The following is a 13,948-nucleotide window of genomic DNA, read 5'->3' as shown; positions in this document are numbered from 1 at the left end:
TTCCCCTGCGGGGGGATTCTTATCTGTTTCAGTCACGTCGCACTCTACTTCTTCATCTTCACTAGCTTCTCGGGAGCCTGCCGGATCTCGCCGGCCAGTGCCGCCTCTTCTTTTCGGCGCTCGTCCTCGATCGTGTGCGTCTCGCCCACCTTCGTCTGCTTTGCGATGATCGCGCGCAGCTTGAAGGTTGCGTCGATGAGCATCTCGGGGCGTGGCGGGCAGCCGGGAACGTACACGTCAACGGGGACGATGTGATCGGCACCCTGGACAATGGCGTAGTTATTAAAAATTCCTCCGGACGAGGAGCACGCGCCCATGGCGATGACCCACTTGGGGTCAGGCATCTGGTCGTACACACGTCGGAGGATAGGGGCCATCTTCTGGCTCACGCGTCCGGAGACAATGAGCAAGTCCGCTTGGCGTGGGGAGGCACGGAACACCTCCTGGCCCCAGCGGGAGGAGTCATAGCGGGGGCCCGCGAAGCTCATCATCTCGAACGCGCAACACGCGAGGCCGAAGGTGGCTGGCCACACGGACCACTCGCGAGTGAGCCCGAAGAGCCACTCGGTTGTGGTGGTGAGATAACCGCCTTTGAGGTTGTCTTCAATTCCCATGGTGAATAATCCAGTTCCTTATTAATTAACGTGGGTAGCGGGGATAGGGGGTTGCCAGGGTTGCTGGGTACGTGTGGTGCGTGAGGGGAGACACGCACCTGAACCCGTGTTCCCCGTGTGCACCATCGCGTGCCCTTCTATTCCCAGGTGAGTCCGCCGCGGCGCCAGACGTAGATGTAGGCGGTAAGGAGGGTGGCGACGAACAAGATGATTTCCACCACCATGAACCAGCCCATGAGCCCGAAGCTGACGGCAAAGGGGAACAAGAAAATTGTTTCTACATCGAAGATGATGAACATCATGGCGATGGTGAAGTACTTGAGTGACATCTTTCCACCGTCAGATGGCCTATCCACGGCTTCGATGCCACACTCGTAGACGTCGTACTTGGCGTTGTTGTGGCGGTGCGGACCCAGAATGATGGAGACCACAATCATCACAGCGACAAAGATTGCCGCGATAGCGACGAGTGCGAGGATCGGAACGTAATAACTCACGAAATTCTCCTCTTTCTATTAACTATTGGCCTGCTGCGCGGGCTGACTCATCGCTTGACGCTTACGCAATACATCGGCGACAGTAGCGGGTAGCTGCAGCGGATCGACAGGAAGTGGCACCACCTCGTCGGCCTTGGACCACGTGGCGATCCACGCGTCGTCTCGCCGGGCGAGCATGACAACAAGTGGTGGGGGATTATCCACTTCGTTACGAATTTGGTACGCCAGTCCGATGCCCCCGAGCGGCGCAGTTTCGCCGTCCAGGAGGCAGAGGTCGAACTCGCGGTTGTGAAGCGCGCGCACAAGGATGGGCGCGGTAGCAAAATCTGTTAGTTCCACGGCGGGGAAATCAGGCCCGAGAGAGCCGCCGATGGCGGCGCGGACATCATCTCTGATGGTGCGTCGATCGGAGTACACAGCAATCCGTACCGGTGATGTTGCCGGGTCCGGGCTTTCGTTGGTGGAGCTAACCGCACTGGATTCTGGCATATCATCAGACTAAAACATTCCACCCCAGATTTCGGGGTTTTCAATGTTGTCGGGTCCTCAAATTCGCAGCTCCGCATGATTTTTCCCGCCACTCACAACCGTGATTTTCGCAACGGATTTGGTTCCTAATTCCTGGCGTGGATGAACGGCGCGAAATTGTTCACTTAAGTAACACTATTTCTGCGGTCAAGGAGGAGAGTCTGCTGTATATATTAAGTTCCATGAATAGCATGTGGGTACCCCCGAAACATCTGACCAATCCTGTAAGCGGGGCAACCCTCAAATCTGAGCGCCGTGAAACTAGTGACTGGCACCACAAAAACATGAGTAATTTTCATGTGATTGAAGCCTATGTAACACCCCGTGGTGACCGCTGTCACGATCGCTTGGCTATTCGATCGGGGAGGCGACGGGCCACCGCCACCCCACGAGGTGCGTCCCCGAACGCGGAGGACCCGTGCCCTCATTCGGGGTGAGCGCTTTATTCACTTGCCTGTAACTTTCACCGTTCCAGCTCTAGCTTGTCGACGGCCCCGACGCAAGGTCGGCCCCGACGCAAGATCGACCCCGGTGCAAGGTCGGTACCGACGCTCACGACGGGCTCACCGCCGCCTAGCCCCCACGTAGTGGCCGAGGTGATACGTGGGTGGGCGGGGAAGCGCCCAGCCGGTGCCGTCGCTGACATCTTCGCGGGACCGTGAAAAGTGGCGAGGTGGCGTTTATGAAGCTGGGGCGGCATACCATACAATGTTGTGCCGTGACTGCCTCGATACAAAAGACCTACCAAGTGCGCACCTTCGGTTGCCAGATGAACGTTCACGATTCTGAACGCCTCGCCGGAATGCTCGAAGAAGCAGGGTATGTGGAGTATCAAGGCGAAGACCCCTTAGTAGCCGGAGACCACACCGAAGTTCCGGACCTCATTGTCTTTAACACCTGCGCCGTGCGTGAAAACGCCGCGCAGCGTTTGTACGGCACGCTGGGGCAGCTCCTGGGCGTGAAAGAGGATCATCCGGCCATGCAGATCGCGGTGGGTGGCTGTCAGGCGCAAAACGACGGTAAGAAGATCGTAGAGAAGGCGCCGTGGGTTGACGTAGTCTTTGGCACACACAACCTGGGCTCCCTGCCGGCCTTGCTGGATCGGGCCTCCCACAACAAGCGCGCGGAGGTGGAGATTAAAGACTCCCTGGAGGACTTCCCCTCCGTCCTGCCCGCAAAACGGGAGTCCGCCTACTCGGGGTGGGTGAGCATCTCCGTTGGCTGTAATAATACGTGTACTTTCTGCATCGTTCCCCACCTGCGCGGGCGGGAACTCGACCGCCGGCCGGGGGACATCCTCGCCGAGGTGCGGGCCTTGGTTGACCAGGGCGTGGAAGAGGTGACACTGCTGGGGCAAAACGTCAACGCCTACGGCGTCAACTTCGCCGATGCCACGATCGACCGTGACCGTTCGGCTTTTTCCAAGCTCTTGCGCGCGTGCGGCGATATCGAGGGATTGGAACGAGTGAGGTTCACCTCGCCGCACCCGGCCGAGTTCACCAGTGATGTCATCGACGCGATGGTTGATACCCCCAACGTGTGTCCGCAGTTACACATGCCACTCCAGTCCGGTTCGGATGCCGTGCTGAAGAAGATGCGACGCAGCTACCGGACGAAGAAATTCATGGCTATCTTGGACGAGGTTCGCGAGAAGATCCCGCATGCGGCGATCACCACAGACATCATCGTGGGTTTCCCAGGGGAGACAGAAGAGGACTTTCAAAAGACTCTGGATATTGTGGAGCGGGCACGCTTCAGCAGCGCTTTCACGTTCCAGTACAGCCCCCGGCCCGGCACGCCCGCGGCCGAGTACGAGGAGCAGATTCCGAAGGAGGTTGTGCAGGAGCGGTTCGAGCGTCTGCAGGCACTCCAGGAACGCATCTGCGCGGAGGAGAATAAGCGATTCATCGGCGAGGAAGTAGAGCTCCTCGTGCAGGACCACGTGTCCAAGAAGGGCTCCGCCAACCACAGATTGTCTGGCCGTGCGCGCGACGGTCGGTTGGTGCACTTCACGCCCCATGCCGCCGCTGGTGAGACGAGCGTCGGCGGAACGCAGACCGCAGCGAACTCCGCCATTCGGCCCGGAGATTTTGTGACCGTCACGGTCACCGAATCGAAGCCGCACTATCTCATCGCCGATTCGGGCGTGCATACGCACCGACGTACCAAGGCAGGGGATAACTTTGAGGCCGGGACAATCCCTACTACCGCCCCCAACCCGCACGAGGTTGGCCTGGGGATGCCCGCCATGCCCGGCCGGGCCTGAACCGGCATAGCCGGACCCACCGCTCCGGCCGATGGCCTACGATGGCCTACTATTCAATGAGAAGGTCGGGCTCATGCCAAGGCTCGCGATAAACAGGTAAAGGAAGTTACACATGTCATCCCACGATGAACAGTCCAACAGTGAGCATCGTCCGGCTTCCTCAGACGGTTCCTCTCCGGCTAAGCCCACGATGAGCTCGGCGGAATTGGCGCGAGCAGAAAAGGCAGCCGGGCGGAAGATTTACGTCGGCGGGGCAGCCTTCATGCTCCCCATCGCCCTTGCCATGTTTATCGGCGCCCAGTTCCTCCGCTATTTCGGGTCGCTCACGGGCATCGACGTATTTACCGTCAGCGAGGGCGCAAAGGAGTACATGCTCAGCGCGCCGATTTACATTTCCTCCTGGCTGGGATTGACTGCACTAGTGATCCTCGGTCCCGTCACGTTGATCACGCGTTCCGCGGTCGTTTCCTGGATCGGTTGGGCAACAAGTACTGCCGCGTTCTTCACCTCACTTCTGGTGTGGTGGCTGTCCCTCACCCCTCCCGGTGATCTGCCGTGGGGAGTGGGACTCGGGTTCGTTATCCAGGAGGCGGCCTATATTCTGGCGATCATGGGATTTGTGCTCACGCTGTTCACAAAGACCCCCGAGCAGATCGAACTGGCGGCGGAGAGGCGCAGGATCGATACGGCCCGTGAGCGCGCGAGCGAGCAGTCGGTTTTGTTGGCCGAGACACGTAACGCCGATCACCCGCTGCTTGCCGACGATCGTCGCAGCCGGGCCCACAATCGCACCCAATCGACATTTGCCCGGCAGACTCGTCGCGATGAGGCACCAAGCCAGCCAGAGCGAGACACAGACAAGTAAACCGACCACCCTTTACAAACAAAACATCCCTCAGAGGCGCACCGCGCGTGCGTGGGTGTGATACAGAAAGCTCCCGGCGGACGAGGAAGTCCGCCGGGAGCTTAGTACATTCGGGTGGAATGTAGGCTAGCGATTCTCTACTGCCTGGGATGCGGTCTTTGCCCATTCCTCCCACTGGGCCGCCTGCTCGCGCAGCTCGGCGGCCTTCTTTGCCTTGCCCTTGGCCTCGGCTTGCTCTGCCTGCTGGGTCAGCTCCTCCACCTTCTTGCTGAACTGTGCTGCGCGCTCTTGCGCGGCAGGGTCGGTGCGACGCCACTGATCGTCTGCCGCGTTGGACACGCGAGACTCGACGGCTGCGATCTTCTGCTCGAACTCGCGGATGCGTGACCGGGGAACGTAGCCGATCTCTTCCCACTTGTCCTGCAGCTCGTGGAGCTTGTGGCGGGCCTGCTCGAGGTCCTTGTCGGGCTGGATGAGCGGCTCGTACTCATCAAGTAGTGCCTGCTTGGCCTCGGCGTTCTGCTCAAACTCCTGGTCGCGTTCGCGGGTGACTGCGTCACGATTTCCAAAGAACACGTCCTGAGCTGCACGGAACCGTGCCCACAGCTTGTTGTCGGCATCGCGGGGCGCCCTGCCGGCGACCTTCCACTCCTTCATAAGCTCGCGATACTTGCCGGCGGTTTCTCCCCAGTCGGTGGAATCCTGCAGGGCCTCGGCCTTCTCCACCAGCTCTTCCTTGATCTTCTTGGCGGCTGCGCGGTTGCGGTCAAGTTCGGCGAAGTGGCTGCCACGGCGGCGCCGGAACGAGTCACGCGCGCGGGCGTAGCGCTTCCACAGCGCGTCATCCGTCTTGCGGTCGATGCCGTGAATGGTCTTCCATTCCTCGAGGATCTCCTTGATGCGATCACCGGCGGCCTTCCACTCGGTGGATTCCGCGGCGATGTGCTCCGCCTCCGCAATGAGCTCTTCCTTCCGGGCGATGGCCCGCTGCGCCCTCTCCGCCTTGGCCTTCTTCGCCTCTTCGCGGGCCTCGTCGGTGGCGCTGATGAGGAAGTCAAGGTAGGCGGTAACGGCATCGAGGTCGCCTACGACCTGCTCGCCGGGGAGCCGCTCGGCAATCGCCTTAGCCTGGGAGGCGATGGTGTTCGCCTCATCGGGGTGGGCCTCGAGTCGGTAGCCCAGGACCAGGACCTCGGTGCGCAGATCGTCGAAGCGCTGGGCGAAGTGGGTGAGACCCTGTTGGGGGTCACCGGCCTGCCACGAGCCAACGGCGACCTCGCCCACTGCTGTGGTGCGGTAGATCGTGCCCTCGGAGTCGACCCTGCCGAACTTGGATGGTTGGTCGGCTGCGGTGGGAATTGTGGGCGCTCCGGAGAGGCTGAACGCCGCAGATGCGGACCCTGCGGAGGGCGAAGCCGGCGTTGCAGCCGCGGGCGCGGACGTGGTTCGCGCTGCTGGGCGTGCACCCGGGCGCGGGCCGGGCTTGGGTGTGGGACGCGACTTGGGCATCGCACCGGGGGTGACAGAGCGCTTCTTGGGGGTAGGTGCTGCTGCTGAAGTATCGGTGCGTGGGACAGCCCCTGGGGCGGGGGTGCGGGGGTCGTCGGAGTTGGGGTTTTGCGTCGTCATGGTACTAATCCACGTCCTTCTACCGCCGTGTGGCGGCTAGGTTGTGCCGCGCAACACGGCTGCCAAAATAATTCGCCCGGGTGAAAACACCCTAAGTCGTCTTTATTTTACAGCGAATCTCCGCATAAGTCCGTACTTTACCTGCCTAAATTCCACCACTGCGGGGATGCCATACGCCTTGCCCGCAGCGGGCGCTGGGCTCATCCAGCCGTCGGGCAAGACAGAGCCCGATGGTGGGGAGGTAAGCGATTTCGTGTAGTAGGTGGTTGCGCACAGGTTTGCCACCTACGCTTATTGCGCTTTTCTCACCGTCACGTGAGCCAGCACTCGAAGCGCGCGGGCAGACGCTGCGAGCAACTTCCACGGGCATCTGCCGCGAGCGCCTCCCGCGAGCAACTCTCAGGAACTACTGCGGTGTGCAACTTTCCAGAGCTGAAGCGGGCGTTGCTGCTCGTGGGTGCCTCGCTAGACTAACCGTATGGTTTCACCTCACTCAGTACAGCCCAGCCTCACCCCGATCGTCATCGTCGGGCCGACGGCCTCCGGGAAGTCCGATCTGGCACTGAGCCTGTGCGAGAAGGTCGGGGGAGAGGTTGTGAACATGGATTCCATGCAGCTGTATAAGGGCATGGATATCGGAACTGCGAAGCTGTCCCCAGAGGAACGGCGTGGCATTCCTCACCACCTTCTTGATATTTGGGAGGTGACCGAGGAAGCGTCGGTGCGCAACTACCAAGAGCTGGCCGTGCGAACTGTTGAGGGCCTCATGGACCGGGGAATCCGCCCTGTCCTCGTTGGTGGTTCGATGATGTACTACCAGTCGCTTGTTGATTCCTGGACGTTCCCATCCACGGACCCGGAGGTACGGGCCCACTGGGAGCAGGTCCTATCCGATGTTGGGGTGCGTGAGCTCCACCGGTTGCTTGCGCAGCGTGACCCGGACGCCGCGGAGACGATCGAAGAAAACGATTCTCGCCGCACCGTCCGCGCGCTGGAGGTAATTGAGCTGACTGGTAAGCCGTACCGTGCGAGCCTGCCCACCCGCGGGGGTACGCCACGGTGGGGGGCGACCATCGTGGGATTGGCGACAGTGTCTCAGTGGCTCAACCCAAGGATCGAACTGCGTGCCCGTCGCATGTTCGAGCTGGGTCTGGTGGAGGAGACGCGGGACCTCGTCGGCCGTGGCCTCACGCGCGAATCAACCGCAGGACGCGCCATCGGATACGCGCAAGTGTTGGACATGGAGGCCGGTCTGGTGAGCTTTGATGAGGCTGTAGAGCGGACGATCACAGGGACGCGGCGCTACGTGCGCAGGCAGCGCAGTTGGTTCAAGCGGGACAAGCGGATTCACTGGATCGACGCGCAGGCGGGCGGTCACGGCGCGCCCGGCCTCGCCGAGGAAGCGCTCGACGTTCTACACTTAAACGCATGATTCCATCTCGGTTAGCTCACGCGATGCTCCTCAAAGGCCACGGCACGGAGAATGACTTCGTCCTTCTCGTCGATGTGGAGGGTCAGCTGGCCCCCACCCCCGAGGAGGTGGCGCAGCTCTGTTCGCGTCGCAGGGGCATCGGTGCCGACGGCCTGTTGCGCGTTGTTCGCGCCAGCGATGTTGACGATGACCTCGCTTCCGCCTCGCAGGCCACGTGGTTCATGGACTACCGCAACGCGGACGGATCCGTAGCCGAGATGTGTGGCAATGGGTCCCGTGTGTTTGCGCACTACCTGCGCGCTTCGGGTCTAGTTACAGAGGACACGTTCCTCATCGGCACGCGTGCCGGCGATAAGCGGGCAACCGTAGAGAGTTTCGATGGACACCACGCCGTTGTGTCTGTGGAGATGGGGCACGTGGAGGTCACCGGCCTTTCCACCTGTTCGCTTGGGGAGACAACGTTCGCCGGGTTGGGGGTGGACGTGGGCAACCCGCACCTGGCCTGCATTATCCCCGGGCTGACGGCGCAACAATTGGCGGCGCTTCCCATTGAACAAGGGTTCCGCTACGACGAGGAGTTCTTCCCCCAGGGAGTGAATGTGGAAATCGCGACGGAACTTTGCGACGGTGCCGTCTCCATGCGAGTCAACGAGCGAGGGGTGGGTGAGACGCGTTCGTGCGGCACGGGCACCGTTGCCACGGCGATGGCTGCGCTTGCCGACGCGGGGCTTTCCGCAGGCACCGTCTCCGTTCATGTCCCCGGAGGCGCCGTGACGGTGACGATTGCCGATGGGGAGGCGACGCTGCGCGGCCCGTCCGAGCTCGTTTTCGCCGTCGCTGCGACGGAGTAGCGCGTCGACGGGGTAACTCGGCGAGGGGCAGCGCGCCCGGCGCGCCCGGCGTAGCGTGCGCGAGGTGGCGGTTAACGCGGTGGGGAGGTTACTCTTTGCCGTCGGCTTCGGGTTCGTCTGCTCTACGCTTACCCCACATCTTTCGCCATTGGGGAGTAACTGAGGTATCGATTCCGGCTTTATTCCACGCCGTCATCGGGTCGTCGGTGAGGCGGCGGGATTCAAAAGCTGATTTCGTTCCGATGCGGAGGGCGGAGCGACGCGCGGCGGCCCACTTTTCAGCGATATCAGCGGCTCTCTCATCGGTCGCGTGGAGAATGCGGCGCAACTCCTCGGAGGATGTCGCAGACGCTGTTTTCGCCCCCAGCCGGTTGAGAAAACGGTGGCAATTGGCGGCTGCGTAGTGGAACGATTCGATATCCGGATCGGTGGAATCCGGGTTCGCGAGCTCCGGGCGGTGGAGCGTGCGGTCCGCGAGGTTATCGGTATCCGCACCTGTCAGAAAATCGTCGTACTGGGCGAGGGTTGATTCAATGTCTTCGCTCGACAGCCGAATGGACATGATGAGCGCATCGCGCTCGGTGGACTTCTGATCCTGGTTGACCAACAGGAAGGTGCACAAGAGGATGAAAACCGACAGAATCAAGCCCGGGATTTTCAACCATAGTGAGAGGATGATGCAGCAGACCACAACCACCGCAACGGGGAAAACAACCCCGGGCCGTTGATTCAAAGGCGCACCATTGTTAGTGGTGCCGTCGTCGTCCACAGCTGCATCCTTTCTGCTTCTGCACGTATCTACGAGTTGTTGCCCCATAGATCCGTGCGCGGGATTTCATCTTTTTACGCCATGGTCCCCACGGGACTCTTCCATTATTATCCGTCCGGTATCAGGTGTGGTGCCCGCTACCGGATGAATCTCAAACTACCGTGATTCTACCCCGCGGTGTTTTCCGGTCACAGTAGGTAGTGGGGGTTCACTTCGGCGGGGAGAAGCCATCCTCATCGCTGCCGAGAAGCGCAGTTTAGGGGCCATTTTGGTGTGCCGGACCGGTAATTCCAGGGACCGTGGAAGGCTCCTTGCTTGTCTGGTTAACCAGACAAGACGGCGACGTCCCACCCGCCGCAGGCCGCCTGGATGAATCATCAAACTACACGCCGTGGCGACCGCGGCGACAACATCGTCACGGGGTTTGGAGCAGTAGCAACCGCGGCGATGAGGAAGAGCCCTGTGCGCCTTGGCTGGGGGAGCTTGCCTGTCCACACCTTACGGGTGGGAGACACCCGTAACGTGTGCGGACCACCGGCCGGGAACGCCGGTGAGAGAGCACGCTCCTAGTGGCCGCCGCAGCCACAGCCACCGCCGCCACAGCTGCCACCACCGCAGCTGCCACCACAGCTTGAGGAGGCAACCGAGACGGAGCCGGTGAGCATGACCGTGCCGGTGAGGATATCCCCCTTAGCGGGCAGCTCCTCGGCATCGGGGAGGCAGATATCCATCGGCAGCGGCTCATGGACCACGGTGTGGATGAACCGCTGGCCTGTAAGCTCCGAGGTGCGGTAATCCGCCAGCACAATGGGGGCGGTGAGGCTGGCGGAAGCGTCGGGGACGGCAGCCCCCGACCCAGCGTCGATAAGCTTCGCGCCGGGGGACTCGATGGAGGGCTCGCAGTCACGGGCGGGCTCGACGGTGGCATCGAGGGCCAGCGCCGTGAGTTCTACAGCCTCGAACTGCAGTGGCTCGGAATCGACGAGCAGGGGGCCCTGCGCGAGGTTGACGGTGAGGGAGGCCACGTGGTAGCCGTCATCGTTGACCACGTCGAGGAGCGCCAGCACGTCGTTGACCATGGTCACATGGGCGGTAACGACGGTGGAGCCGGTGAACCCGCTGAACACCGCGTAGGGCTCGGAGGTGAGGATGGAGATCCGGCCGCCTGATGGATCGTTGTACTGAACGAGCTGGCCACCCTTTGTTTCTCCCACCACGCCGAGGGCGTTGCTGTTGATCGCTGCTTCTACGGTCCGCGTCCAATCACCGAGGTCGAGGCCGATACACCGGAGGTCTTGAGTCATGGGGACAGTATAAACGTCTCACCTAAGGGCACAGAGAGGAGGGGCGGACGGACGCGCGCGTAGGAATACGCGCGCGTAGATAGACGTGATGTTCGTGACACGGTCGCGGTGCTGACCTCCGTAGGTGCACGCGCGTAGGAGGCGCGTAGGAGTATGCGCGCGTAGGAGCACGCGCGCATAGATACATAAATAGATGCCCCGGGGAGAAGGCAAGCGGCCCGAGCAGGATGCTATTTTCCCCGGCTGACGCGGTGTGGAACAATGATGGGTAATGGCTAAGTTTGATTCATCTCTCTACCCCCGTGGCGGCGCTGCAGACCGAGACGCGATCCTGGCTGAAGTATTCGCCGATCACCGCGACACCACCGCCCACACCACGCACCCCGGCGCAGCAGCACCGCAACCCTCCGTCGGCGAGCTCGACCTGGAGGACCGCTCCCGCCACCGCGGGATGATGAAGGAAACGGAGATCTCCCGCACCGAGCGAGAAGATGGATACGACGTTGAGTACCGCAAGCTGCGCCTCGAACGTGTCGTCCTCGTCGGCGTATGGACCGAGGGGACGGTGGCCGAAATCGAAGCGGCCCTGGACGAGTTGCGCGCACTCGCAGAAACCGCCGGCTCCGAGGTAGTGGACACGCTGTACCAAAAGCGCGACAAACCCGACCCCGGCACCTACATCGGCCAGGGCAAGGTAGGAGAGCTGAAAGCCACCATTAACGCCCACGATGCGGACACCGTCATCTGCGACGGCGAGCTCTCACCCGGCCAGATGATCGCGTTGGAGAAGGCGCTCGACGTCAAGGTGATCGATCGCACCATGCTCATCCTCGACATCTTCGCCCAGCACGCGAAATCCCGCGAAGGTAAAACACAGGTCGCACTCGCGCAGATGGAATACCTCATCACCCGCGTGCGTGGCTGGGGTGGCGCACTGTCCCGTCAGGCCGGTGGCCGCGCCGGGTCTAACGGTGGCGTGGGCCTGCGTGGCCCCGGTGAAACCAAGATTGAGGCCGATAGACGGCGGCTGCGCAGCGAGATGGCAAAGCTGCGCAGGGAACTCGCCTCCATGAAGAAGGCCCGCGACGTGAAGGCGATGCGGCGCCGTGGCTCGACGATCCCCAAGATCGCCATCGCCGGGTACACCAACGCCGGCAAGTCATCGCTCATCAACGCTCTCACCGGCGCAGGTGTGCTGGTGGAGGACGCGCTGTTCGCCACCCTCGACCCCACAACTCGCCGTGCTCAGCTTGTCGACGGCCGGTCGATCATCTTCTCGGATACCGTCGGTTTTGTTCGACACCTGCCCACCCAACTCGTGGAGGCCTTCCGTTCCACCCTCGAGGAGGTTCTGGGTGCGGACCTCATTTTGCACGTGGTCGACGGATCGGACCCCTTCCCCCTCAAACAGATTGAGGCCGTGCGGAGGGTGATCCTGGACATCGTGCGCGAAGAGGAAGTGGAGGCACCGCCGGAGATTATCGTGGTGAACAAGATCGATGCCGCCGACCCGCTCGTTCTCGCCGAGCTGCGCCACACCCTCGACGACGTGGTCTTTGTTTCAGCGCTTACAGGGGAGGGGATCCACGAGCTGGAAAGCGCCATCGAGCTCTTCCTCAACACGCTCGATGCGCATGTCACACTCCACGTGCCCTTTTCTCGAGGCGACGTGGTGGCGCGGGTGCATGAGGAGGGAACCGTGCTTGCTGAAAGCTACACGGAATCCGGCACCGTCCTCGATGCCCGCCTGCCCCAGCAACTGGCCGCACAGCTGACCCAGTTCGTGCACGAGGGCGACGCGGAAGACGAGTAAGCCCCACGGACCGGCTCCCCCGAAACGACGCTCCGATTTCGTTTGTTGCTCGTGTCTTGCGATAATAAGGGCTCGTGAATTGGAATTGGGGCTGGACCGTCCACGGAGACGGCAAACGCATTGAGCCAGGCGGCGTGGTTGCGCCGGAAGAACGGCTGTCATGGCCGAGGACAATTGGGATCGGGATGCAGCACGTCATCGCCATGTTCGGCGCGACCCTGCTAGTACCCACTCTGACGGGTTTCCCCGTTAACACCACACTCTTGTTCTCTGGCCTGGGAACAATCATCTTCCTCCTCATTACTCGCAACAGGCTCCCCAGCTACCTGGGGAGCTCTTTCGCGTTCATCGCGCCGCTGACTGCGACGGCAGGGGAGACGATGTCCGCCCGTTTGGGAGGCGTAGTCGTCACAGGTGCCCTACTCATCGTCGTGGGCTTCGTGGTCAAGGCAGCGGGGAAGAAGGTCCTCGATGCCGTCATGCCTCCTACGGTCACCGGCGCCATCGTGGCCCTTATCGGGCTCAACCTGGCGCCCACGGCGGCGACGAACTTCTCCAGCTCGCCCCTTGTAGCCACAGTGACGCTCTTCTCCATCCTCATCTGCACCGTAGCGGGGCGCGGGATGGTATCCAGGCTGGGCATCCTCATCGGCGTAATCATCGGGTGGGTCTTCGCTGCTGCCACCGGCAACCTTTCCGAGGGTGCAGAGCAGGCGATCGCGGAAGCCCCGTGGATCGGCTTGCCCACCTTCCACACGCCCTCGTTTGAACCCTCCGTCATCTTTGTCACCCTGCCCGTCATCATCGTGCTCATCGCCGAAAACGTGGGGCACGTCAAGGCGGTCTCAGCAATGACGGGCCGCAACATGGATGATCTGGCCGGTGACGCCTTGCTCGCCGACGGCGTAGCAACCACCTTCGCCGGCTGCTTCGGTGGCTCGGGCACCACCACGTACGCGGAGAACGTTGGTGTCATGGCCGCCACCAAGGTGTACTCCACGGCGGCCTACTGGGTTGCCGCGGCCACGGCCATCGCCCTCGCGTTCATTCCCAAGTTTGGTGCGCTCATCTTCACCATCCCCACCGGCGTGCTGGGTGGCGCGACGCTCGTCCTCTACGGTCTCATCGGCATGCTGGGTATCCGGATCTGGCAGGATAACAACGTCAACTTCAACAACCCCGTTAACCTCACCGCGGCGGCGGTGGCGCTCGTCGCCGGCATCGGCAACCTCACCCTCACCGTGTTCGGGATAGAGCTGCAGGGAATCGCCTGGGGCTCGGCGGGCATCATTGTCTTGTTCCCCGTGATGCGGTGGCTGTACTCCCACGTGGGCGAGGGGGCCAACATCTACAACCTAGGAGACTAGGTCTCCCCGTGTA

At 61.9% G+C, this 13,948-nt stretch carries 12 protein-coding genes; 6 read left to right on the top strand and 6 right to left on the bottom strand.

What is annotated here, in order from left to right; translation table 11 throughout:
• Positions 1-44: 44 nt before the first annotated feature.
• The 3 genes from HMPREF1219_RS03765 to HMPREF1219_RS03755 form a co-directional block, all read right to left on the bottom strand.
• Positions 45-614: an NADH-quinone oxidoreductase subunit B gene (locus tag HMPREF1219_RS03765; protein WP_016457691.1), complete on the bottom strand. Its 570-nt coding sequence runs from the start codon at positions 612-614 to the stop codon at positions 45-47.
• A gap of 137 nt (positions 615-751) precedes the next feature.
• Positions 752-1,111 (bottom strand): NADH-quinone oxidoreductase subunit A, encoded by a 360-nt coding sequence (gene ndhC, locus HMPREF1219_RS03760; RefSeq protein WP_016457690.1) that lies wholly within the window; start codon positions 1,109-1,111, stop codon positions 752-754.
• Positions 1,112-1,129: 18 nt separating this feature from the next.
• Positions 1,130-1,600: a response regulator transcription factor gene (locus tag HMPREF1219_RS03755; RefSeq protein WP_016457689.1), complete on the bottom strand. Its 471-nt coding sequence runs from the start codon at positions 1,598-1,600 to the stop codon at positions 1,130-1,132.
• Positions 1,601-2,321: 721 nt separating this feature from the next.
• Between HMPREF1219_RS03755 and miaB the strand changes: the two genes are divergently transcribed.
• Positions 2,322-3,905, top strand: coding sequence for a tRNA (N6-isopentenyl adenosine(37)-C2)-methylthiotransferase MiaB (miaB, locus tag HMPREF1219_RS03750; RefSeq protein ID WP_016457688.1), 1,584 nt, complete (start codon positions 2,322-2,324; stop codon positions 3,903-3,905).
• A gap of 112 nt (positions 3,906-4,017) precedes the next feature.
• Positions 4,018-4,770: an Rv2732c family membrane protein gene (locus HMPREF1219_RS03745; protein WP_016457687.1), complete on the top strand. Its 753-nt coding sequence runs from the start codon at positions 4,018-4,020 to the stop codon at positions 4,768-4,770.
• Positions 4,771-4,896: 126 nt separating this feature from the next.
• On the opposite strand, the gene HMPREF1219_RS03740 is transcribed toward HMPREF1219_RS03745, so the two are convergent.
• Positions 4,897-6,279, bottom strand: a complete 1,383-nt coding sequence (locus HMPREF1219_RS03740; RefSeq protein WP_040427207.1) for a DUF349 domain-containing protein — start codon at positions 6,277-6,279, stop codon at positions 4,897-4,899.
• Between the two features lie 598 nt (positions 6,280-6,877).
• On the opposite strand from HMPREF1219_RS03740, the gene miaA reads away from it, so the two are divergent.
• Positions 6,878-7,831 (top strand): tRNA (adenosine(37)-N6)-dimethylallyltransferase MiaA, encoded by a 954-nt coding sequence (gene miaA, locus HMPREF1219_RS03735; RefSeq protein ID WP_016457685.1) that lies wholly within the window; start codon positions 6,878-6,880, stop codon positions 7,829-7,831.
• A 23-nt stretch (positions 7,832-7,854) separates the two neighbouring features.
• Positions 7,855-8,682: a diaminopimelate epimerase gene (gene dapF / locus HMPREF1219_RS03730; RefSeq protein ID WP_016457684.1), complete on the top strand. Its 828-nt coding sequence runs from the start codon at positions 7,855-7,857 to the stop codon at positions 8,680-8,682.
• 88 nt (positions 8,683-8,770) lie between these two features.
• On the opposite strand, the gene HMPREF1219_RS03725 is transcribed toward dapF, so the two are convergent.
• Complete coding sequence (locus tag HMPREF1219_RS03725; RefSeq protein ID WP_245554389.1) at positions 8,771-9,328, bottom strand: hypothetical protein; 558 nt, start codon at positions 9,326-9,328, stop codon at positions 8,771-8,773.
• A gap of 689 nt (positions 9,329-10,017) precedes the next feature.
• Positions 10,018-10,755 carry a hypothetical protein gene (locus HMPREF1219_RS03720; protein ID WP_016457682.1) on the bottom strand — a complete coding sequence of 246 codons (738 nt, stop codon included), beginning with the start codon at positions 10,753-10,755 and terminating at the stop codon, positions 10,018-10,020.
• Positions 10,756-11,026: 271 nt separating this feature from the next.
• Between HMPREF1219_RS03720 and hflX the strand changes: the two genes are divergently transcribed.
• The gene (hflX, locus tag HMPREF1219_RS03715) at positions 11,027-12,568 is read left to right on the top strand and encodes a GTPase HflX (RefSeq protein WP_016457681.1); all 1,542 of its coding nucleotides are present in this window, start codon (positions 11,027-11,029) and stop codon (positions 12,566-12,568) included.
• A 74-nt stretch (positions 12,569-12,642) separates the two neighbouring features.
• The gene (locus HMPREF1219_RS03710; protein WP_040426848.1) at positions 12,643-13,935 is read left to right on the top strand and encodes a uracil-xanthine permease family protein; all 1,293 of its coding nucleotides are present in this window, start codon (positions 12,643-12,645) and stop codon (positions 13,933-13,935) included.
• Positions 13,936-13,948: the final 13 nt, after the last annotated feature.

The organism is Corynebacterium pyruviciproducens ATCC BAA-1742, assembly GCF_000411375.1.
Classification (GTDB): Bacteria; Actinomycetota; Actinomycetes; order Mycobacteriales; family Mycobacteriaceae; genus Corynebacterium; species Corynebacterium pyruviciproducens.
The sequence above is the reverse complement of the archived record's forward strand: the minus strand, read 5'-3'. Positions and strand labels throughout refer to the sequence as shown.